Annotated in this window: 16 protein-coding genes and 6 pseudogenes; 15 read left to right on the top strand and 7 right to left on the bottom strand. The window is 51.7% G+C overall.

What is annotated here, in order from left to right:
• The first annotated feature begins 193 nt into the window (after positions 1–193).
• Both LU633_RS22860 and LU633_RS26340 read left to right on the top strand, forming a co-directional pair.
• Entirely contained in the window at positions 194–403 is a 210-nt protein-coding gene (locus tag LU633_RS22860) for a hypothetical protein (protein ID WP_152664215.1), read from the top strand.
• 114 nt (positions 404–517) lie between these two features.
• Positions 518–779: pseudogene (locus tag LU633_RS26340) on the top strand (sigma-S stabilization anti-adapter protein IraP).
• Between the two features lie 115 nt (positions 780–894).
• Here LU633_RS26340 and proC read toward each other — a convergent pair.
• Entirely contained in the window at positions 895–1,707 is an 813-nt protein-coding gene (gene proC, locus LU633_RS22855) for a pyrroline-5-carboxylate reductase (RefSeq protein ID WP_040465874.1), read from the bottom strand.
• A 453-nt stretch (positions 1,708–2,160) separates the two neighbouring features.
• Between proC and LU633_RS22850 the strand changes: the two are divergent.
• Positions 2,161–3,162 (top strand): annotated as a pseudogene (locus tag LU633_RS22850) (IS110 family RNA-guided transposase).
• An 868-nt stretch (positions 3,163–4,030) separates the two neighbouring features.
• Positions 4,031–4,486 carry a YaiI/YqxD family protein gene (locus LU633_RS22845; protein WP_046372091.1) on the top strand — a complete coding sequence of 152 codons (456 nt, stop codon included), beginning with the start codon at positions 4,031–4,033 and terminating at the stop codon, positions 4,484–4,486.
• 51 nt (positions 4,487–4,537) lie between these two features.
• On the opposite strand, the gene LU633_RS22840 is transcribed toward LU633_RS22845, so the two are convergent.
• On the bottom strand, positions 4,538–5,245 hold the full coding sequence (locus LU633_RS22840; protein ID WP_016192809.1) for a DUF2076 domain-containing protein: 708 nt from the start codon (positions 5,243–5,245) through the stop codon (positions 4,538–4,540).
• 306 nt (positions 5,246–5,551) lie between these two features.
• Between LU633_RS22840 and aroL the strand changes: the two genes are divergently transcribed.
• From aroL to ppnP, 4 genes are all read left to right on the top strand, one after another.
• Complete coding sequence (aroL, locus tag LU633_RS22835; protein WP_016192808.1) at positions 5,552–6,076, top strand: shikimate kinase AroL; 525 nt, start codon at positions 5,552–5,554, stop codon at positions 6,074–6,076.
• Positions 6,077–6,403: 327 nt separating this feature from the next.
• The gene (locus tag LU633_RS22830) at positions 6,404–6,595 is read left to right on the top strand and encodes a YaiA family protein (protein WP_040465867.1); all 192 of its coding nucleotides are present in this window, start codon (positions 6,404–6,406) and stop codon (positions 6,593–6,595) included.
• Positions 6,596–6,778: 183 nt separating this feature from the next.
• Positions 6,779–7,600 carry an AroM family protein gene (locus LU633_RS22825; protein WP_016192806.1) on the top strand — a complete coding sequence of 274 codons (822 nt, stop codon included), beginning with the start codon at positions 6,779–6,781 and terminating at the stop codon, positions 7,598–7,600.
• A 134-nt stretch (positions 7,601–7,734) separates the two neighbouring features.
• Complete coding sequence (gene ppnP, locus LU633_RS22820; protein ID WP_016192805.1) at positions 7,735–8,025, top strand: pyrimidine/purine nucleoside phosphorylase; 291 nt, start codon at positions 7,735–7,737, stop codon at positions 8,023–8,025.
• A gap of 37 nt (positions 8,026–8,062) precedes the next feature.
• On the opposite strand, the gene rdgC is transcribed toward ppnP, so the two are convergent.
• Positions 8,063–8,974, bottom strand: coding sequence for a recombination-associated protein RdgC (rdgC, locus tag LU633_RS22815; RefSeq protein WP_016192804.1), 912 nt, complete (start codon positions 8,972–8,974; stop codon positions 8,063–8,065).
• A 323-nt stretch (positions 8,975–9,297) separates the two neighbouring features.
• On the opposite strand from rdgC, the pseudogene LU633_RS22810 reads away from it, so the two are divergent.
• From LU633_RS22810 to LU633_RS22800, 3 pseudogenes are all read left to right on the top strand, one after another.
• Positions 9,298–9,641, top strand: a pseudogene (locus LU633_RS22810) (CsgG/HfaB family protein); the annotation flags it as partial.
• A 15-nt stretch (positions 9,642–9,656) separates the two neighbouring features.
• Positions 9,657–9,976 (top strand): annotated as a pseudogene (locus LU633_RS22805) (DUF4810 domain-containing protein).
• Positions 9,977–9,991: 15 nt separating this feature from the next.
• Positions 9,992–10,633, top strand: a pseudogene (locus LU633_RS22800) (DUF799 domain-containing protein); the annotation flags it as partial.
• A gap of 75 nt (positions 10,634–10,708) precedes the next feature.
• On the opposite strand, the gene LU633_RS22795 reads toward LU633_RS22800, so the two are convergent.
• Together LU633_RS22795 and sbcD are read right to left on the bottom strand one after the other, a co-directional pair.
• Positions 10,709–14,383 (bottom strand): AAA family ATPase, encoded by a 3,675-nt coding sequence (locus tag LU633_RS22795; protein ID WP_016192800.1) that lies wholly within the window; start codon positions 14,381–14,383, stop codon positions 10,709–10,711.
• Positions 14,380–15,603, bottom strand: a complete 1,224-nt coding sequence (sbcD, locus tag LU633_RS22790; protein ID WP_016192799.1) for an exonuclease subunit SbcD — start codon at positions 15,601–15,603, stop codon at positions 14,380–14,382. Before sbcD ends, LU633_RS22795 begins: the two co-directional genes overlap by 4 nt.
• Positions 15,604–15,803: 200 nt before the next feature.
• On the opposite strand from sbcD, the gene phoB reads away from it, so the two are divergent.
• Both phoB and phoR read left to right on the top strand, forming a co-directional pair.
• Positions 15,804–16,493, top strand: coding sequence for a phosphate response regulator transcription factor PhoB (gene phoB / locus LU633_RS22785; RefSeq protein WP_016192798.1), 690 nt, complete (start codon positions 15,804–15,806; stop codon positions 16,491–16,493).
• A gap of 24 nt (positions 16,494–16,517) precedes the next feature.
• Positions 16,518–17,816, top strand: a complete 1,299-nt coding sequence (gene phoR, locus LU633_RS22780; protein ID WP_016192797.1) for a phosphate regulon sensor histidine kinase PhoR — start codon at positions 16,518–16,520, stop codon at positions 17,814–17,816.
• A gap of 575 nt (positions 17,817–18,391) precedes the next feature.
• Here the strand turns inward: phoR and LU633_RS22775 are convergent.
• Positions 18,392–19,089 (bottom strand): IS1 family transposase gene (locus LU633_RS22775; protein WP_233481955.1). Its coding sequence is split into 2 segments (ribosomal slippage): positions 18,392–18,828 and positions 18,828–19,089, totalling 699 coding nucleotides; the frame shifts between segments, so codons are not numbered across the junction.
• A 454-nt stretch (positions 19,090–19,543) separates the two neighbouring features.
• Between LU633_RS22775 and LU633_RS22770 the strand changes: the two genes are divergently transcribed.
• Together LU633_RS22770 and LU633_RS22765 are read left to right on the top strand one after the other, a co-directional pair.
• A complete protein-coding gene (locus LU633_RS22770) occupies positions 19,544–20,056 on the top strand; it encodes a lysozyme family protein (RefSeq protein ID WP_152664214.1) in 513 nt (170 codons plus the stop codon).
• Between the two features lie 692 nt (positions 20,057–20,748).
• Positions 20,749–21,834, top strand: a pseudogene (locus LU633_RS22765) (5-methyltetrahydropteroyltriglutamate--homocysteine S-methyltransferase).
• Positions 21,835–21,949: 115 nt separating this feature from the next.
• Here LU633_RS22765 and LU633_RS22760 read toward each other — a convergent pair.
• A complete protein-coding gene (locus LU633_RS22760) occupies positions 21,950–22,135 on the bottom strand; it encodes a hypothetical protein (RefSeq protein ID WP_040465865.1) in 186 nt (61 codons plus the stop codon).
• Positions 22,136–22,145 lie beyond the last annotated feature (10 nt).

Genomic DNA, 22,145 nt, shown 5'->3' with positions numbered 1-22,145 from the left:
CTTGTGAGCAAGGTCTGGAAAGCGTCGATGAGATTATTTTCCAGTAATAAGTGTATTTTCACTGATTTTTGTTATTGAATTGTTAAGCTCAGTTACCCCCGATAAAAACAAACCGGAAAGAGAGTATTCTGGATTGTTATTTAGACCAGCAGACACTGACTATCAGCGTCAACGTTACCATGAGGAAATGACGATGAAACGATGGATTAAAGTTGTAAGTATCGTTGCGCTGAGTGGATGTATATTTTCCCCCTCCGGGCGCTGGTGGCAGTGGCTTTTAACTAGGGCCACGGCTTGTAAACATATTGTGCCAGGGGGCAATCCCCTGGCTTATTGCTGCAACAATGAGAATCGACTGTTGCAGCACATCATGGTTATTGCCGATTATTTTCACCGTTTATAAAGATGAATACACTCTGAAAATAGCGAGGCGGTTAACGAAAGTATCAGGCACAGATTTGTTTCCTTTTACCAAATGCAGTGTTAACGTCAGTGTTTATCTCCCTGAGATGTCCGCATGAAAAACCTTATTGCAGAACTGTTGGTCATTGGTCAGACTGGCTGAAAAAGAAGTTGAGTCGAAAGAGCTGATGGTGCAGGTTGAAGCGCCTGGCGTTGTTGTCACCGCATAGCTACGCAAACTGGATAGCGAGCAATTGCAACAAATTAGCGACAGCATCACTTCTGCGATGGCGACGGCAGCGATAACACAGCCGGAAAAGGCTGCCGTACTGCTCAACTGCCATATTCAGTGTCTGCTTGTCGTTCCCTGTCCTTGATTTTTCTCTCATCTGGCTGCTGCAAGGTCATGGTTAACGGCTTCAGGACGTGATAAATCAGTCTCGGGCAAGCCTGGCCCGCTTTCTTTTTTCCTGCAGTTGATTCCCAACAGAATTAAATCTTGCTCATTTTTTCTGATTTATCCATACACTGCTGGATTGCATGGATCACCGCTGAACGAAAGCCTTTTTCTTCAAGTGCTTTCACCGCTTCGATAGTCGTGCCTGCAGGGGAGCAGACCATGTCCTTCAGTTCACCGGGGTGCTTGCCGGTCTCCAGCACCATCTGTGCCGCGCCCTTGACTGCCTGCGCGGCGAACTGATAAGCCTGAGTGCGGGGCATTCCCCCCAGCACGGCAGCATCGGCCATTGCTTCAATAAACATAAAGACATAGGCAGGTGCGGAGCCGCTGACGCCAACCACCGCGTGAATCAGGTATTCAGGCACCAGCTCGGCCTTACCGAATCCATTGAAGATAGCGACGATTTCGTCAGCTTCTTCTTTACTGACTAAAACGTTAGGTGTTATTGAGGTCATCCCTTCATTGACCAGCGCTGGCGTATTGGGCATGACCCGCACCAGTTTCCGGTCGTGGCCGAGAACGCCAGCAAGGGCGTCCAGCGTGATGCCAGCGGCAATAGAAACCACGACCGTATCTTTATTTAAGCTGCCGGAAATTTCGTTAAGCACGTTCAACATAACGCCGGGTTTAACCGCTCCGAACAAAATATCAACTGCTTTGGCAACCTCTTCTGCGCTGGCGGCGGGCGTGATGCCATACTGTTGTTGCATGGTCTGATTGGTGGCGGGTTTATGGTCGTAAACCCAGATATTCGCCGGCTTCACATCGCCAGCCGAGACCAGGCCACCAATGATTGCTTTTGACATATTGCCACAGCCAATAAAGCCGATTTTTTTGTCCATCATCATGCTCTCTGTTGCCTGAAATGTGTATTTGCATGTGAGAAGGGTGCCAACAGCTGGACGAGTACCGTCAGCCTTTAACACGTACCCCTCAGTTAAAGTCAGTGATACCGATCATAGCATCTGTGACAGGTGTCCAGTCATGTTAACAGGATAAAAGCCCTGCAAATGCGCATCAACAAGGCTTAGTATAAAGACAGCATCTTTTAACCGTCTCCCGGCACTTTTACTGCTGCTGTAATGCGTGCAGGAAAAACGATGAAGCTCAGGCACGGCGGAAAAGTGGTAGCTAAGAGCATGCTTATTAACCTTGTCGAACACTAAATGCTGCAAAAATCATTTTTTAAATGTTGGTCTGGTTGAATGTTGGGCATTTCATAGCGGTTAATGAGATGGTCCCCACCCCCCTGTGAGCGCTACGCTGACAGGGGGTTTTTCTTTCTGGGGAAGGCCATCATGCAAAACGTTACGTGTATTGGTATCCGTTCTCGGCAAGCATTCCTTCCACATTCACTGCCAGGATAAATCAGGCAAGGCATTACTACGTAAAAAGGTTGCCCGTACCAAACTTATTGAGTTTCTGGCTGGCTGCACATCGGCTACCGTTGTGATGGAAGCCAGCGCCGGCGCCCATTTTATGGCTCGCCGGCTCGCTGATTTAGTCCATGAAGCAAAATTGATTTCTCCGCAGTTCGTCCGCCCTTTTGTTAAGAGCAACAGGAACGATTTTGTCGATGCGAAAGCCATATGCGAAGCAGAACCCCGTCCCTCAATGCGATTTGTGCAACCACGAACTGAAGCCCGGCAGGCCATGCGGGCACTTCACCGCGTCAGGGAATCGCTTCTCAGAGATAAAGTCAAAACAACCAATAAGATGCATGCTTTTTTACTGGAATTTGGCAGCAGTATTCCCAATCGGAGCCGCAGTGATAAAACAGCTTTCAACCGTCCTTGCAGAGAATGAACTTCCACACTATCTGGCACAGTTGCTGATGCGCTTACATGCTCATTATCTTTACCTTGTCGAACAGATCACCGGGCCTGAAACGGCCCTGGAGCAGGAACTGAGTTGTGATGAAACAGGACAACGTCTTCAGGCAATATCCGGTGTTGTGCCAGTAACCGCCAGCGTCCTGCCATCGCAACCGGGCGACGGTAAACAACATGCCTGTAGCCGGGATTTTGCTGCCTCAGTCGGTCTGGTGCCACGGCAGTACAGCACGGCGGAAAAAATACGCTTTTAGGGATAAGTAAACGCGGAGACAAAAACCTGCGCCGGTTACTTGCACGGTGCGCCAGAGTCTTTATTCAGAGAAGAGCTTATCAGTCAGGCTAGCTGGCCGGGTCAGGGCGCTGCTGGCAAAAAAACACCCCTGCGTAGTGTGTTGTGGACTGGCCAACAAATTAGCCCGGATAGCGTGGGCAATCACGACACGGCAGACCGTGTTCGAAAAGTAATGATGACGCCAGCCTGACTGGCAGGTGAATCGTTAATTTAAGTAGTTCCCAGTCTGGTTTTGCGAAGACGGATTATTGATGACATGAACGGCCTGTCGGCCTGATGAAAAACTGACATAAAAAATGGATCTCTGAAGTCGTGCGGTTTTTAAGGTTAATCCGGTGCGGAACTCATCGGGGCGCGGGCCTCCATGCCCATAGTGACCCCGGACAGATTTAGGCAAGCCAGCATTAATCAAAAATCAGTGTTGCAAAAATGGTGGGGACCATAGATTTTTTTGTATGAATATTTTTTGCACAATAATCGGCATGTGATGTTTTACAAAAAACGTTGAAGTGCCACTGCCGCAAATAGCGGTGCCTGGTCGTGCTTCATTTATTACCTTATTTTGTACGGGAAGAAACTCGCCGTAGGGCAGGATAACGGGCCTGTAGGTATGATAAACGTGAGGCTGCGGGAGGTCAGGCGTGGCAGCAGCTATTCAGGTGACGTAAAAAGGCTGCGGCAGTGTGGACGTGAGGGCACAACAGTACGCTATAAGGCGATTCTCCGTTCTGACACTGCTGCTCACAGCTCAGTACAACAGAATGTCAGGTTTGCGATGCCAGCGGTGGCTCTGTATGATTTTTTATCAGTTATCTTATCAGTCTCACCCTGTGGCAATCGCAGCAGGTGTAATTTCAATATTAATTATCAATACCTCAGAATGCTGCTAAAAATCCTGATGCAATGCTGTTAACCTGTCCTGGCATTTTTCTGTGCGCGGGTGACTAATCAGGCATAAATGTCAGGCACAGCGCTCAACGAGGCGCTGCACCGGATGCTTGCGTCATTTCAGGCATTATTTTATCAGAACAGGAAAACGTCATGCCAATATGGGTGGATGCCGATGCGTGTCCAAAAGTGATCAAAGAGGTGCTTTACCGCGCCGCCGATCGTGAACAAATGATGGTCACTCTGGTTGCTAACCAGCCACTAAGCGTTCCGCCTTCTCGTTTTTTGCGCACGCTGCGTGTGCCTGCCGGATTTGATGCGGCCGATAATGAAATTGTGCGCCGTGCTGAAGCGGGCGACCTGGTGATCACGGCGGATATTCCACTGGCTGCAGACGTGATGGAAAAAGGCGTGGTGGCGATCAACCCGCGTGGCGAGCGCTACAGTGAGGCCACTATTCGTGAACGTCTGACCCTGCGCGATTTTATGGATACTATGCGGGCCAGTGGGGTGCAAACCGGGGGGCCGCCTGCACTCAGCCAGCGTGATCGGCAGCTGTTCGCGAATGAACTTGATAAATGGCTGCAGGCGCAAAAGGGAAAAAAATAACGTCTGAATGCATGGAATGCAGCCGGGTACGTCTACCCGGCTATCTGCGGCTTAAACGAAGCTGTCGTCATCACCGAAATTATCACTATCGAAGTCGTCGCTGCCAAAACCGGCAAAGTCGTTACTGTCATTCCGTTGAAAGCCAGCATCCTGACTGGAAAAAGGATTACCGCCAACGTCATTGAAAGTATCAAGGTTATTATCAAAGCTTTCCTGGGGCAGCGCGGGTTCATTGATAATATTGACGATTTCCTCAGGCTGCGAATGGTGGAACATGCTGGTCAGCATATCCGCCATTACCACGCCACCGGCAACGCCTACCGCAGTTTGCAAAGCCCCGCCAAGAAACCCTCGCGTTGCTGAAGGCGCGGCGGCAGGGGGCGCAGACCAGCCTGGCTGCTGCTGAACCGGCGCGTTGTTACCCCAAGGAGAGGATTGCTGAGGCGCAACACTTTGCGGCGCTGACTGACGCTGACCGCCGCCAAACAAGCCTGATAAAAAGCCGCCGCTGCTCTGCTGAGGTGGTTGTTGAGACTGCGCCAGTTTTGCTTCAAGCTCGCTTACCCGGTTATTAAGCTGCTTCATGGCGGCTTCCTGAATCAAAATGGCCTGTGCCATGTAGTAAGGAGCACCCGGTTGCTGCTGAATGTGTTGTTGAATCAATTTTTCCGCGGTGGCGTCGCGGGGGGCAGACTGGGTCTCTGCCTGTTTTAAACGGTTGAACAGATTTTCAATTAACTGTTGTTCTTCGTTCTGCATGTGATCGTCCTCCAAATCGGGTATTACCACTATATTGGGGTAAAAAAGTGGAAAGTAAACGTGGTTCGGGTAAGTAAATGTTGCCGATTCATTGGCAATAAAGTTGGCAATGTAAATGCAGTTTTACATCGAATATCTTGCTGAAAAACATTGGTATAACATTATTCCATCGGCTCGGGGTGTAAAGAAAAAGTTACTGGTGGTGATGCGAAAAAATAATCGTTATGATGCGACGCAAATTCAATCATTATCTGCTCTAACACCGCCACTAGGGCAATCAATAGAGCTGAGGAAAAGTGGGCTGTTATGTCGTTACCTTTGTATCTGATTGGCGCGCGTGGCTGTGGTAAAACCACTATTGGTCGGGCGTTAGCGAGTGCTCTGGGTTATGCCTTTAGCGATACCGATCGCCATCTTCAGCAAATTACCGGCAAAACGGTTGCAGAAATTGTGGCGCAGGAAGGGTGGGACGGGTTTCGGCAGCTAGAATCACTTTCTCTGCAAGCGGTAACGGCACCGGCCACCGTGATTGCCACCGGCGGCGGAATGGTGCTCGCCATCGGCAACCGACAATTTATGCGCGATCACGGACAGGTTATTTATCTGAAAGCGGATGCTGATGTACTGGCTGCACGTCTTGAAGCCTACCCTGAGCAGGATCAGCGTCCAACCCTGACGGGGCGCCCCATTGCTGATGAAATGGTTGAGATACTGGTGGCGCGCGATGCGTTTTACCGACAGACATCACATTATGTGATTAACGCGATGCAAACCCCGACAGGCGTGGTAAATGATATTATCACCTCGCTTTCTCTCGCTCGGGCCAGCTGAATGGCTACGTGCACAATGACGGTACCTGCTATTTTTTGACAGGTTGCTACCTGATGTTGCAGCAACAACCCTGCCGCCCGGCAGCGTGCCGTCAGACGACGACTGCCAATCCCTTACCGGACAAGGTCTGGCAAAGAGCACATCATTCCCTTGCGTGCCGTTATTAATACCACAGGTGTTGCCCCGCAATCCGGTGGGAGGGATTTTCACAGTGTTAATGACGCCTTCTCCCTGAGAAATGCCAATTTTTGTCTATACTTAAGAAATGCTGGCTGTCCAGACCTCGTTTCTGGGCGGGTAAACATTTATTAACGAAGGGAAAGAACGATACCGGGCAAACCACCTTACCCGCGCGTAGCCAATATTAAACCGGTTGAAAAAGGGTCTTCTGGCAAATCGGTCACCTGGTACGAATTGCGTGCTGACCATCGCAAACCCGATACCTTAATCAGCGAACATGAAACCGAGCAGGAAGCTATTGACGCGAAAGCGCGCTATGAAGACCAGCAAAAAGGATAATACTTCTGTCGGCAGGGACGCCGGCTCCCTCTTCAATCTGCCGTATTTTTCCGCTAACAACCTGCCCGTTGCCCTGGCATTGTTCTCCGTGCTTGACTGGAAGCTGTTACCATCTTATTTTCACTGTCCGGTACCAGAATAAAATTAACCTCGCTCCCACCACAGATATAACTGGACAGACCATTGGCCGATTTTCCGAATAATAACCCGCCAGACAATAACTCTCCGTGCTTTTTAAAAACCAATGCTAGGCTGAAACCAATTAATAACGTGGTTGATGATGTTGCCAAAAATCTGGCAAAGGTTAATTTGGTGGAAAAGGGATTGATGAGGCAGACGCTGGCGACCATAACACTTGGCACCGCGCCGCAGGGTGACTTGCATCCGTTGCTGCTGGAACATATCCCGGAAACGCAAATTGCGCATTTTGGTTTGCTGAACGGTCTGTCAGCTGCTGAAATTAAACAGCGATACGCACCGGTTGCAGGTGAAAAAGTCACCATGACGCATACCGAAGGCGGCTCTTTTATTGCTTTGTCCGCAGCGAGAGTCAGCGAGGCGTTGCAGGTAATAATAAAACAGCTGGAAGGAAAGGGATTTTCTACCATCCTGGTTTTGTGTGCCGGTGAATATAAAAATCTGGTCGCGGACAGCGCCGTTTTGCTTGAGCCTTACAGCATTCTGCCACCGCTGGTCAATGCAATCGCCAACGGGTATCAGGTCGGGGTGATAGTGGCGCGTGCAGAGTACATCAATGAACAGACTTATAAATGGCGCAGTCTGCAATGGACTCCCCATTTTGCGGTGGCCAGTCCTTGGGAAATGGGCAATGATCGGCTTATTGAAGCCGCACTTACGTTACAGGATCGCGGAGCGGACATCCTGCTGCTGGATTGCCTTGGCTACTATCAGCGGCACCGGGATTGCCTGGAAAAGCTGCTCGGTATACCTGTGCTGCTCTCCAATACGCTTATCGCCCGGCTTGCAGCAGAACTTCTGGTGTAAAGAAAGGAATACCGCTACCTTAAGAGCCTGTCTGCCATGGGGCTGGATAGCGCAGCTCAAGGTTAATGCCGTGCCGCCTGTAACAGGTGCGTACGCGCGGCTTACTCTTTCTCTCTGATTATAAGGATACCTTTATGCTCAACGTCAGCGAATATTTCGACGGAAAAGTGAAATCAATCGGTTTCGACAGTGCCAGCACCGGGCTCGCCAGCATTGGCGTGATGGCCGAGGGTGAATACACGTTTGGCACGGGTCAGCCGGAAGAGATGACCGTGGTGAGCGGTTCGCTGAAAGTGCTGTTGCCGGGCGAAACGGAGTGGAAGCACTATGAACCAGGCCAGGTATTTAACGTACCGGGCCACAGCGAATTCCATCTTCAGGTTGCCGAACCTTCGTCATACCTGTGCCGTTACCTGAAAGACTAGTTTTAGCATCGGGTCGTTTACCGGCTCGATGACCTACTCAGCGCTGTGCTTCCCCACCCAGGGCTTCGATGGTATTGCTAACCAGTGCGGCAAGTTCGCTGGTCATCAGGATAAAGTCAGCGTCAAAACGCGCGGCAACATCTTCCCGGTCAATATCATCATTTTGTTCACGCAGTGTATCGGCAAATTTCAGGCGTTTCAGCGAACCATCATTGTACAGCACCATTTGTACCCGCTCCTGCCAGTCCAGCGCCAGTTTAGTCACCAGCTTTCCTGCTTCGATATGGTTAGCAATTTCATCACAGACCAGGTCCTGCTTTTTACAGCGGATCACACCACCGTCTTCCAACAGCGATTTCAGCTCGGCTTCATCCATTAGTGCAAAACCGGCTGGTGTAGTGCCAGAACGTACCCATTCGGTCATGGTGAGTTCAATCGGGCTTTCCAGCGTCAGCGGCACAACTGGCAGCGATCCCAGACTTTTACGCAGCAGCGCCAGCGTATCTTCTGCTTTTTTTGCGTTGGCACAATCGACCACAACCAGATTATTAACGCTGTCGATCCACAGAAACGTCTGGCTGAAGCGGCTGAATGCCCTGGGTAGCAGGCTGTGCAGCACCTCATCTTTCAGCGAATCCTTTTCGGTTTTTTTCAACTTACGCTGCTGTTCGGCTTCCAGCTTGCTGATTTTGGCATCCAGCGTCTGTTTAATCACCGGCGATGGCAGGATTTTCTCTTCCTTGCGGGCGCAAATCAGAATCTGACCGTTATTGACATGGGTTAAGGCATCGCCGCGGGGACCCATTGGGGAAACCCAGCCGGTTTTTGCCATATCCTGACTGCCACAGGGCGTGAAAGTGAATGCCTCCAGTTGCTTTTCCATCTCGTCGACCGCCAGCGACAGTTCCCGATTCAGGCGATATACCATCAAATTTTTAAACCACAGCATACTGCTTTCCCTCTCTGGCGCGTATTAGGTGCGCTTATTTAACGACAGTGCGCATGATAGCGAATCGACTGCGGGGTTTCATTGCCTTTCCATCGTTGGCCTTTTAAGGTACGAAACGAGGTAAAAACCATGAGGGCGCACAAATGCGCTCAGGCGGGGTGCGCGGCGCGGCATGGCTATGATCGCAGTAAAGCTGTGTGGCCTGCCGTCGTCGCGCGTTGGGCGTGGACAGCGTCCGGTTTCACTTCCTTCATTGAGGCCGTCATTGCCTTGTTTTGCAGAGGAAGCCGTGCAATCAATCGTTACCCCACAGCAAGTCCGGCCAGAAAATAAAAGGTGCTGACTACGTGGTGACCGGAGACATACCGAATTTGGTCGAAAAGAGGTGGGAGACCAGCAACTTTGGGGCATCTTGGGTCGTGGTAAAACGCAGGTCGTCTACGCGAAAGTCAGTCTCAATATTGTCGATGTCACCACCTCGGAAGTGGTCTGGTCCATGCAGGGTGCCGGAGAATATACCTTATCTAACCGTGAAGTGGTGGGCTTTGGCGGCACCGACAGCTATGACCCGACGCTGAACGCTAAGGTAACAGACCTGGCGGTTCGTGAAGCGGTGAATCATCTGGTTAGAGGCATTGAATCAGGCGCATGGCGTCCGGTTAAATAACAGCGGGAATAACAAATGAACCACATGAAATCTGTTCTGGCAGTGTCTGCCGCGCTACTGTTAGCCGCCTGTGCGCCAAAACCAGCGCCCATCTGTAATTGGGGCGATTATCAGTCTTCTTTATATCGTTATTATAAAAATACATCTGCGCCGGAAAAAGAAATTGAAACGCTGAACAAAGTCATTCAGGAAGCACAGGGTAAAAATAAACCGGTCGCGCCGGTCTGCTTTATGCCAATAGCGACCACCCCGATCTGGCTTTTCAGCAGTTCACCGCCGAAAAAACGGCATTTCCTGAATCCGCTTCCTGTATGGATTTTCTGATGCGTAAGTAAGCAGGGTGCTAAATAATAAAAAATTTATTAGCAATCAATGGCCTGCTGGCCGTGGTCGCGCTGACCGGCTGTGCGGAAAAAATGCCTTATGATTACACCGTCTTCCGCGAGATCAAACCTGCTTCCATTCTGGCGCTGCCCGCAGAAAACCACTCTGTGGATATCAATGCGGCACACAGCTTTGCCTCGCTGGCGACACAGCCGCTGGCCGGGTCGGGCTACTATACTATGTGTTTCCTGTCGCGGTTGTCGAGGAGACGTTTAAACAAAACGGCCTGAGCAATGCCAGTGACATTCGCAGCGTCAGCACGGCGAAACTGCACGACATTTTCCATGCGGATGCGGCGCTGTATATCACTATCACGGAGTACGGCACGACATTCGTCGTGGTGGACAGCGTGACACGCGTCACAGCCACGGCGAGGCTGGTGGATTTGCGCAGTGGTAAGCAAATCTGGAGTGGTATTGCGACGGCAACGGACAGTGAGAGTAACAATAACGGTAGCCAGGGCCTGGTTGGGATGCTGGTTAATGCCGGTCGTTAAACAGATTACCAATAACGTGACCGACCCCGCTCACGATATTGCGGCGCTGACCAGCGCACGTTTGCTGACCGCCGACGGCGGTATCCTGCCTGGCCCACGCGCCAAACTGGAAAAACGCCAGTCGGCGAAAGCCGGTGTGCCAGTGCCGCTGATGATATTCAGCGGCCTGTTCCTTGCCCGGTTGACATCAGGCCGCTGGTGTTTCCAGCCTGCTATAACCCAGTCCATTGATTTTATTTACTTTAATCTGCACTGATATCCGTTCCTTCATGGCCTCCACATGGCTTATTACCCCGATAGTTTTCCCGCTGGCATTAAGGGCATCGAGGGCATCGAGCGCGCTGTCCAGGGTTTCAGCATCCAGCGTACCGAAGCCTTCGTCGAGGAACAGCGATTCTATACGGGTTTTATGGCTGACCAGATCGGAGAGCGCCAGTGCCAGCGCCAGACTGACCAGAAAACTCTCGCCGCCGGAGAGCGTACGGGTATCGCGTAGCGCTTCCGCCTGCCAGGTATCCATCACCTGCAATTCCAGCGGCTCATCAGATTTGCGCTGCAGCATATAGCGGCCATGTAGCCGGGTCAGCTGTTGATTGGCGAGCCAGACCAGATTATCCAGCGTGAGCCCCTGAGCAAATTTGCGAAACTTATCGCCTTCTTTTGAGCCAATAAGTTGGTTCAGGTAACTCCAGTCCTCCACCTGCTGCTCGCCAGCGGCAATCTGCCTGAGCAGATGCTGCTGTTGCTCACGCTGCGCTTCATCACTGAGCAATTGCTGGCGAACCTCTCCCTGCTGTCGGGCGTTTTCCCGCAGTTGCTCTGCCAGAAGCTTCACCGTTTCGCTGAGGGTGGCAGGATCAGCGGGCAGATCGTCCGGCTGTTGCTGTTGCTGCTCGGCAAGGATTTCTTGCGCCTGCTCCCGCAGTACGGCAGTTTGCTGACGGTGGCTGTCATGCTGCTTTTGCAGCGCATGAAGCTTGCTGGATTGTGCTTCATCTAGCAGGGCAGCGACAAAATCTGCCTCATCCGTGAAATCGCTGGTGGCCAGTGCGTCAGCCAGCATTTGTCGATTGTCGTTCAGCCGCTGCGCCAGTGCGTCAGCCTGTTCAGTGAGAGAATTAAGTTGCCCGTGGAGGGTATTCAGCTGCTCCTTCTGTTGCTGCCACTGCTGCTGCAGTATCTCGCTACGCTCGGTGTGCTGCTGTGACAGCGCACGAAGCGCCTGCTGCACATCGGCGATGGGGCGATCACCAAACAGCGCTTCTCGCTGCTGGCGCTGCTCATTCAGATTCTGTTGCCCGGCGGTGAGCCGCTGTTCCAGCGCGGTAACGCGCTGCTGTTCACTGGCGAGTTGCTCGTTCAGCGCCTGCTGCTGGGTGGCCAGCGCGGTCAGTTGTGGCAGCAGGTCGGTAAGCGCCTGCTCCACGTGTTGCCATTGCTGCCATTCCTGCCGCCGCAAAGCCAGCCAGCTTTCGTGCTCATCCTGCGCGGGCAACGCCAGCCCAACCTCGGTCAGTGTGCTTTGTAACTGGTCATGCTGTTTTTCTGCCGCCAGCATCTGCTCTGTCCGCTGTTGTTCGAGTGCGCTGATGTTCTGGCTGAGAGTAAGCCGTTGCTGACCTGCCAGCTCTTGCTGTTGCAGGAGATCGTTCAGCTCCTGCTGGTGCTGTGTAAACCGATCTTTGGCCTGCTGAAGCTGTTGAGCACTTTGTTGCCGCTGCAGCAGCTGTGCCTGTGCATCGTTTTCCTGCTGTTGCTGAACCGTCAGCCAGTCCGTTACCTGTTCCCATTGCTCCGGGGTAAAATCCAGCGCCAGTTCTTTTTGCACCAACTGCCACTGGCTGCGCAATTCGGTTTCCAGCTGACCGTTTTCGCTCAGTTCCTGCTGTAATTTTTCCTGCTGCGTTTTCAGGTTTTTAAGCTGTTCGCGCTGGGCTATTCCGTCATCTTTCAGCCTGTCAACCACGGCTTTTAGCTTCAGTAAACGCTCTGCGGTAGCGGAGGGGCTGATTGTCTGGTACTCGTCGACTGCCGGGTGCTGGCAGGCACCACAAAGCGGACAGGGCTGCCCCGACTCCAGCTGCGTCCGATACTGTTCAAGATCGGCAATGCGTTGCTCCAGCTCATGGCGTTTTTCCACATCCTGCCGCTGTTGTTCTTTTTCTTTCCAGTCGTTGCGCAGCGTCAGTAATTGCTGTCCGGCCTGTTCGATTTGCTGATGTGTTTCCTGCTGGCGGGTGAGCGCTCGCTGACGTTGTTGCATCACCTGCTGCCACTGCGGTATCAGCAGCGCCAGTGTTTGCCGCAGTGGGCGTTGCTGGCCAAAACGGGCAAGTTGCGTCTGTAACTGCGTTTGCGGGTGCTGCTTCTCCAGTGCATTATGGTGTTTTTCTGCTTCGGCAAGGTGACTGCTGGCCTGTTGCAACGCCAGCCTGTGCGGTGCCACCTGCTGCTCAAGCTGTTGTTCCTGCTGCTGTTGCTGTGCAAGCAGCTGCAGCTGTTCCTTGAGCTGCAGCTGCTGTTTATCCAGTATGGCCTGGTGCTGGTGCTGCTGTTCAAAGCGAGCCGACCACAGCGGCAAGGATTCGCCCCAGCGGCCAACCTGCGGGTTTGCCTGTTGCCACTGCTGGTGAAGCTGCTGTTGCGCTCGTTTCTCCGCCTGTTCCTGCTGATTTTTAAGCAGCTTCTCCCGGTGCTGACTAATCGAATGCTGGTACTCACTTATTTCTTTCGTCAGCGTTTGGGCCTGCTGCTCCAACGTGGCGATATGGTTATCCAGCGGCAGCACGCTGTCGGTGATTAACGTTTCCTGCTGCTGGCGGAAGGCTTCGTGCTGGCGACGCGCGTCATCCTGCATTTTCAGCTGTGCGCTGCTGGTCTCAAGCTGTTGCCGCTGTTGATCCCACCGGGCGGTCAGGCGCTGCTGCTGCTGCTGTAGCGCCTGCAAATCCTGCGTATTAAGGCTGCACTGCTGCCAGAGCGGTCGTAGTTTTTCCGCTGGTTCCGCGCGCTCCAGCTTGTCCAGCTGGGGTTTATCCTCCAGCCAGGCGGCTTCAGCCTGCTGGCATGCCTGCTCCGCCGCGCTCACCGCGTCCCGGGCGCGCTGGTACTGCTGTTGCCACTGCAATAAAGAAAGCTGGCGCTGGTGTTGATCAGTGAGCGTCTGCTCATCGCTAACCAGACTGAAGAGTTGTCCATTCAGCGATTTTCGCTGTTCCTCATCCAGCAGCGCCATACCGCCAGCACGCGCACGCAGCGTCTCCAGTTGCTGGCGAATGTTTTTAAAGCGCTCGAATACGCTGGCTGAAAGACGTCCATAGATCTCGGTGCCGGTCAGTTCTTCGAGCAGCCCGGCCCGGCTGTTGGCATCGGCGTTCAGAAAGGCAGCAAACTGCCCTTGTGACAGCATCATGGATTTGGTGAAGCGGCCAAAGTCCAGCCCGGTCAGTCCTGCCATCATCTCCAGTTTGTCTTTTACTTTGTCTGCGATAATCTTGTTGTCGGCACAGCGGGCCAGTTCCACACGCGGTGCTTTCAGATTGCCATTGACCGCGCCGTGCGCCCGCCGCTGACTCCAGAATGCGCGCCAGGCTTCTCCTTTTACTTCAAACTCGACTTCGGCCAGGCAGTCTGTGGTATCGCGGGTCATCAGGCCATTTTGCGTTTGCGACAGTTTTCCCAGACGAGGCGTTTCGTGATACAGCGCCAGACAGATAGCATCAAGCAGGGTGGTTTTGCCAGCCCCCGTGGGGCCGGTGATCGCAAAAAGGCCGTTGCTGGCGAACGGCTCGGCGGTGAAGTCAATCTTCCATTCACCCCTGAGCGAATTGAGGTTTTTAAAGCGCAGGGTCAGAATTTTCATGGCTGTTCCTCCTCATCAATTTCTGCCAGCGTTTGCTGAAAAAGCGCGGTGATACGGGCCAGCCGCTGGGGCGACATGTCCTGCTCGGAGGCCAGCCTGCGCGCAAACACATCTTCCACGCTCAGTTCGCTGAGGGTTTCATTATCCTGACGCACAATGGTTTGTTCACGCTGCTCGCGGCTGCGGCGGAGCAGCACGATATCGACCGGCAAATCGTGCGTTATCTCCTGGATGCGCCGCTGCAAGTCATTCAGCCAGCAGTCGGTGACCACCTCAATATCCAGCCAGACGACTTTACCGTCTGGGCGCGGCTGAATGGCTGTCAGCTGACGTGTTATTTCTTCCAGCGAGCCTTTAATGATTTGCATCGGCTGAAACATCGGAATGACAAGGGGTTCAACCCGATGCAGTTTGTCCCCGGCAAACTCCACCAGAAAGACGCTTTTTTCTTTACCCAACTCATCAAAACTGAGAGGAATGGGCGAGCCGCTATAGCGAATATGCTCCGTTCCGGCAATGCGCTGGGCTCGGTGAATATGCCCCAGTGCAATGTAATCGGCTGGCGGGAAGGCCTGAGCGGGGAACGCATCCAGCGTGCCGATGTAAATATCGCGCACCGAATCGCTTTGGGTCACGCCGACGGTGGTCAGATGACCAGTGGCAATGACGGGAACAGACAGCTTCATCTCCTCGCGCTGTTGCAGCGCGTGTTGCCAGCACCGCTGATAGTGCGTGGTGATGGCCTCCAGCAGAGACTGCTGTTTTTCCAGACCAGACAGGCCAGCCTGGCTGGTAGTGATATCGCGCGGGCGCAGGAAGGGAATGGCGCAGAGCAGGGCTGCGGGCTGACCGTGGCGGTTGTTCAGGCGTAATATCTGTTGGTCCGGCTGTTCAGCGGCGGCGGCAACCACGGTGGTATTGAGGCAGGCCAGCAGGTGCCGCGACTCGTTCAGCACCGCCACCGAATCATGATTACCGCCAAGCAGAACCAGCTGGCAACCGGTTGGCTGGAGCCTGACAATAAAGCGGTTAAGCAGCTCGCGGGCATAGCTGGGTGGCGAGCCGGTATCGAAAATGTCCCCGGCGACGATAATCGCATCCGCCTGCTGTTCGGTTACCTGCGCCAGCAACCAGTCAAGAAATGCCTGATGTTCTGCGGCACGGCTTTTGGTATAAAAAAACTGGCCCAGATGCCAGTCAGCGGTATGAATGATGCGCATGGGCTTCCTTCTGTGCGGAATGCGTTTGCAGGATTATAAACAAACCGGGTAAAAACCCCCAGCATCAAAGGCATTTGATCTTTCACAGGATTGCTGTCAGTTCGCGGACAGACGGGTTTTTTTCATAAAATTGTCATAAAACTGACGCATAATAGCGCCGCGAATCCCAGTGACATCCCGTCATCGCAGCAGGAGCAATAATGGCCAAGCGTATTCTGGTGGTAGAAGATGAAGCCCCAATCCGTGAAATGTTGTGTTTCGTTCTGGAGCGGAATGGCTATCACCCTGTTGAAGCGGAAGACTATGACAGTGCGGTCAGTCAGCTGATTGAACCCTGGCCAGATCTGATCCTGCTGGACTGGATGCTGCCGGGCGGTTCAGGTATCCAGTTTATTAAACACCTCAGGCGTGAAGCGATGACCCGCGATATTCCGGTGATGCTGCTGACCGCGCGTGGTGAAGAGGAAGATCGCGTGCGCGGACTGGAAGTGGGGGCGGACGACTACATCATTAAGCCTTTTTCCCCGAAGGAACTGATCGCCCGGATCAAAGCGGTGATGCGCCGTATTTCACCCATGGCGGTGGAAGAGGTGATTGAGATGCAGGGACTCAGCCTGGACCCGTCTTCGCATCGCGTGATGTCCGCTAATCAGCCGCTGGAAATGGGGCCGACGGAATATAAGCTGCTGCACTTTTTTATGACGCATTCCGAGCGCGTATACAGTCGTGAACAGTTGCTTAATCATGTATGGGGTACCAACGTTTACGTTGAAGATCGTACCGTTGACGTGCATATTCGTCGTTTACGTAAGGCGCTGGAGGCGAGTGGCCACGATCGCATGGTGCAGACCGTTCGTGGAACTGGCTACCGTTTTTCTGTGCGTTTTTGAATCGCCACAACCGGAGTATTCACTTTGCTGGAACGCCTCTCCCTGAAGGGATTGCTGCTGGAACTCCTGCTCGCCTGCCTGTCCGCGCTGTTGATCGGGCTGGTCGTCGGCTATCTGCCTTGGTTGCTGGTGGTTTCACTGTTGTCGCTGCTGGGCTGGCACTTTGTTAATCTGTTGCGCTTATCCCACTGGCTTTGGGTTGATCGCAGTATGACGCCACCAGGCGGCCGGGGCAGCTGGGAACCGCTTTTTTACGGCTTGCATCAGATGCAGGTGCGTAATCGTCGTCGTCGACGCGAGTTGCGCAATTTGATTAAACGCTTTCGCAGCGGCGCCGAGTCCCTGCCGGATGCGCTGGTACTGACCACCGAAGAAGGTTTTATTTTCTGGTGTAATGGCCTGGCACAGCAGCTGCTGGGGCTGCGCTGGCCGGAAGATAATGGGCAAAACATTCTCAATCTGCTGCGCTATCCTGAATTTGCACGCTACCAGCGCCAGCGCGATTTTTCGCGCCCTCTGACGCTTGTGCTGAATAATCATCGCCAGCTTGAATTTCGCGTGATGCCCTACAGTGAAGGGCAATATCTGTTGGTGGCGCGGGATATGACGCAAATGCACCAGCTGGAAAGCTCGCGCCGCAGTTTTTTTGCCAACGTCAGCCATGAACTGCGCACACCGTTGACGGTGATGCAGGGCTATCTGGAAATGATGACCGAAACCGAGATGAAAGGGACGCAGCGCCACAAGGCACTGCATACCATGCATGCGCAAACCCGCCGTATGGATGATCTGGTCAATCAGTTGCTTACGCTGTCGCGAATTGAAGCCGCGCCCTCACTGGATTTGCGGCAGCAGGTCAACGCGCCAGTGATGTTGAAGCTACTGCAGCACGAGGCGGAAACCCTTAGTCAGGGCCGCCATCAGATTGATTTCAGCGTGGATGATACGTTGCAGGTGTTGGGCGATGAAGAACAGCTGCGCAGTGCGATATCCAACCTGGTTTACAACGCTGTGAACCACACGCCAGACGGGACGCGCATCGTCATCGCCTGGCTTCGCACGCCACAGGGCGCAACCTTCAGCGTAAGCGATAACGGTCCCGGCATTGCGCCAGAGCATATCCCTCGCCTGACGGAGCGTTTTTACCGCGTGGATTGTGCGCGCTCAAGACAGACGGGCGGCAGCGGACTGGGCCTGGCTATTGTAAAATACGCACTCAGCCATCACGGTGCGCGGTTGAATATCACCAGCCAGCCCGGTAAAGAAACCTGCTTTAGTTTTACGCTTCCTCTCAAGGCTGATTGTCAGTTAGCGGAGCACTGAGCGGCAGTGCTTTGTTTGCGCGATACGACGGGGATGGGTAAATAAACACCCTGCCGGGCATAATCAGGCCATTATTGCCAGCCACCGCGAAGAATGCAGACCGCCATGCGAATAATGTCACAAGCAAACGCCAGAATGGCTTATGGCTTATGGCTTATGGCTTATGGCAGGTGCGGCTGGGTTGAATATTCACTGGCGTGGTGTCATCACTGTCTCTCATTGCATGGCATACAGATCGCCTCGCCAGGCAGATGCTTTTTGAGAATCAACGCCACAGGGTACCGACGATGTCTTCCCGGAGGTTCCCCGATGCGCGCTCCCGTTCCGATTCTGCTGTTTACCGGATACCCTGCTGTGTTTTCCTTCCGTTCGGGAGGTGTGGCGCTTCACACTTTTGTATCGCGGCTCGGTGTAGGCCGTTCGCTGCGGGGTTGCATGTACGAAAACCCCGTTCACTCTTCCATGCCAGTCATGAGCAACGCCTTATGTGGAAAGGCCAGGTACAAAGTGAAGCATAATCAGGAATGCTTTTTTAGCGTTCTTAATGTGGTGGACTGACGGGTCGTGACGCAGATTTATTGATAATGATGAAGAGTAAGATACCAACCGATGATCTTATCATGCATTTCCTCTGACTTCGAAAAGCAAATTGTTCTGCGGGTCAGTCGTTTGATATGTGTGCGAAGATTAAGATTATGTCGTTCTGTCCGTTGGGTATATTTCTTGCTCACCACGTGGCCTGTTGCACTTAACAGAACTTTATAAACCGGCCAGGCATCTGTCATATAAAAGGCAATGTTAAATTTGCTTAACAGGGCCAGCAATCGTCGCAGGGTCGGGGCATTTCTCGGGTCGAAGACGTGGGCCAGAGCACGTTTGCGGATACGGTCATAAGCATAGAACAACCACCGGGGATTGCTTTTACACCGCACGTAAGACCATTGTTCACCGGCTTCACAGCAGATAACAACCTCCGTTTCGGGGTCGATATTCTCAGCTACCTGCTTTGGCGAAATTTTTTTAAGTGCTGCAGAACCGTATTGAGGCTGATACCGAGAACCCGTGCGGTATCGCGACATCCGTAACCATTCATGGCCATATTAACAATGGTCTGGTGTGTGTCTGGTTTGGCACCGGAGTAGCTAAAGTTGAGCAGAAAGGTCTTTGAACAATGCTTGCAGATGTAACGTTGGGCACCGGATGCTGAATGTCCGTTACATCGTACAGCATGAGTTTCATTGCACTGAGGGCAGACGACATCAACTTTAGCCATATGTTACATCCAAAGCGCAAAGCATACGTGATCAGCAAGTCTGCGTCACGACCGACTGACGACGACTGAGTTGGAAGGGCAGTATTTCGTTAGATTTCTGGTACAAAATAGTTACCGCATTCAAAAAATTGCTGCCCTTGAACTTGTGAAAAAATTTTCTTACCTGGCGATTTTTCTTTCGCCGCGCAGAAGGTGATACTTTGGAAAAACGATCTTAAGAGCACCATTTCTTTATATTTTATTCACGTTAAAAATAAAGTAGAACAATCAAAAGAACAGACGTAATATGTAATTTCCCAACAATTAATGGACTATTTACTATGCTGGAGCCTAAAAAAGGGTTGCTGACATTCAGGGCAGAAGGGAATAATTTAAAGTCGAGCAGAGATTACTCAAAAAAGATACATTGGCCCGGCAACACCTCATCGTGTAAAAAAATAATTCAGGTGTAACCATTGGTAGAGGATTTGATCTCGGTGATAGATCGAAAATAAGTGCTTTAATATCATTGCAAAAAGCAGGAATCGAAAAGGAAAAAGCAGAGAAGATATCAGAAGGTGCAAGGTTAAAAGGATGCTCTGCCTATAATTTTGTGCTAAATAACAGGGATTCAATAAGCGAAATAACAGACCAGCAACAATTGTTACTATTCATATCAACTTACGAAGAATTAAAAAAAGATGTAGAGAGAATATGTAAAAATAAGTTGATCATAATGGAATATCATCCAAATCCCACTATATCATCTACTCTGGCGTGGGATAATATCCCGGGAAAGATAAAAGAGATTCTTATTGATTTACGCTACCGAGGAGACTATGGCACTGTTACAAGGCCTTATTTGCAAAGGCTTGCCTATGCTGGAGACTTAACGGGATTCGGGAGAATGATTGCCGACAGGACAACCTGGTTTTTCGTTCCTCAGGACAGATTTAAAAGAAGGGTTGACTTCTATGAAAGCAATTAACAGCGTTTTAATTATCTGCATGGTATCTCTTAATGTCAGCGCTGCATTCACTGAGCCAGAAATGAGTCAGTTGCAAGAAATAAACGAAAAAGCAATAAAGAAAACAGAAAGCACCAGGCGTATATTGCAGAGCACTATAAAAAAACAATAGCTAATCTTCCAGAGCAGAAGGAAAAAATAATCAGGCTAAAGAATTCATGGGAAATAACAATCAATGAAAAATGCAATCTCCTGATTTTCGAGTCAATTAATACTGATGCGGAAATAGTGATGAGAAATATATGTCTGTCTGATGAATATATGTCTGTCTGATGAATATATGTCTGTCTGATGAATATATGTCTGTCTGATGAATATATGTCTGTCTGATGAATATATGTCTGTCTGATGAATATATGTCTGTCTGATGAATATATGTCTGCAGCATCCTTTTTTGAAAAGCTAAATTATTAGCAGAGTGATACAGGTGCCAAAAATAAGTGGCACCTTCAATCTGAAAAAAAGAGACAGCATTTTTATATTTCACCTGTGCGTTCCATTATCGCGACCAGCAGTGGCCCTGCTCGCAGTACTAAAACTTCACGTTATCTGCTGAGATTCATACTCAACGTTATTCGCATAACCCTTTCATTCAGGTGACATCCATGACGAGGATATTATCCAACGTAATGCGGTGGCAGGAGTGAGCAGACATGCAGAGAGATTCATCCCGCTATCGTGGCGAAGTCGTCGGCAGTTTTCTTCGTCCGGCCACGATTAAACAGGCGTGTGAACAGTTTCAGCACGGTGAAATCGACGCGGTGGCAGTGCGTCGTATAGAAGATGAAACCATTCGAGACCTGGTCACGCAGCAGCGAGCCTGCGGTCTGCGGGTGGTGACGGACGGCGAGTTTCGCCGGGCCTGGTGGTATTGTGATTTCTTGAGGGCTGCAAGACGTTGAAGCTTATGAAGCGGAGCAGGGCATTCAGAGTAAAGTGCACGGGGTGAAAGTGACCGACAGGCTGGGGTTTGGCGATCATCCGATGCTGACCCATTTTCGCTATCTGAAAGGTATCAGCGGTGATGTCATTGCGAGAATGACCATTCCCAGCCCAGGCGTGCTGCATTTTCGTGGCGGCAGAAAGATGATTGACGCCACGGTGTATCCCGACCTGGAAGACTACTTTAACGATCTGGCGCTGACCTGGCGTCAGGCAATCAGGGCTTTTTACGATGCTGGCTGTTGCTATCTGCAACTGGATGACACTGCTTGGGCCTGTCTCTGCTCTGAAGATCAACAGAGCCAGATCCGTGAGTGGGGCGACTGTCCGCAGGCGCTGGCGGCCACTTATGCGGAGGTAGTCAATAAAACCATTGAGGGAAAACCGGACTATTTGACTATTGGTCTGCACGTCTGCCGGGGGCGTTTTCGTTCGACCTGGATTGCGGAAGGCGGATATGAGCCGGTGGCCGAAATTCTTTTTGGCGGTGTCAACATTGATGCTTTTTTCCTGGAATACGATAACGAGCGTTTCGGGGGCTTTGAGCCGTTAACGCTTTTATTAGGCCCGGTAAACAGCAGGTGATGTTGAGGCTTGTGACCACCAAAGTTGGTGAGCTGGAAAACCCGGAAAGCGTGAAGAAGCGTATTGAGGAAGCGGCAAAGTATGTCAGCCTCGATCAGCTCTGCTTAAGCCCACAGTGTTGCTTTGCCTCAGCCGAAGAGGATAACAGCCTGAGCGAGCAGCAGTGGGCGAAGCTGCTGCTGGTGACTGAGATTGCCAGCGATGTATGGTAGCTGCGCAAGGTGTTGGCAAAAAGCGTGCTTACGTGCGCTTTTTGCGCATTATTCAGCGTTTTTTGCAATAAATCCCCCTGTGTGCACAAAAAAACACATCTCATCTCAAGGATGATCAGGCTGACGTGTTGAGTTGCTTCAGCTTTTTTTGCGCTAAATAATACTGCATTTCCGATCCTTGCTTGCCTTTCATCGCTATTAACGGTTTACTTAGCGCCGTTTTTTCGTTTTCCCCTGAGAAAAGATCGTAATCAGCCCGGTTTTCGGGTAAATGATATTTGATCGCAAGATCGCGTTTCATCTGTTGGCAG

Origin of the sequence: Erwinia tracheiphila, from assembly GCF_021365465.1 — a bacterium.
Classification (GTDB): Bacteria; Pseudomonadota; Gammaproteobacteria; order Enterobacterales; family Enterobacteriaceae; genus Erwinia; species Erwinia tracheiphila.
Note: the sequence above shows the minus strand (reverse complement) of the source record. Positions and strands in the feature narration are given on the sequence as shown.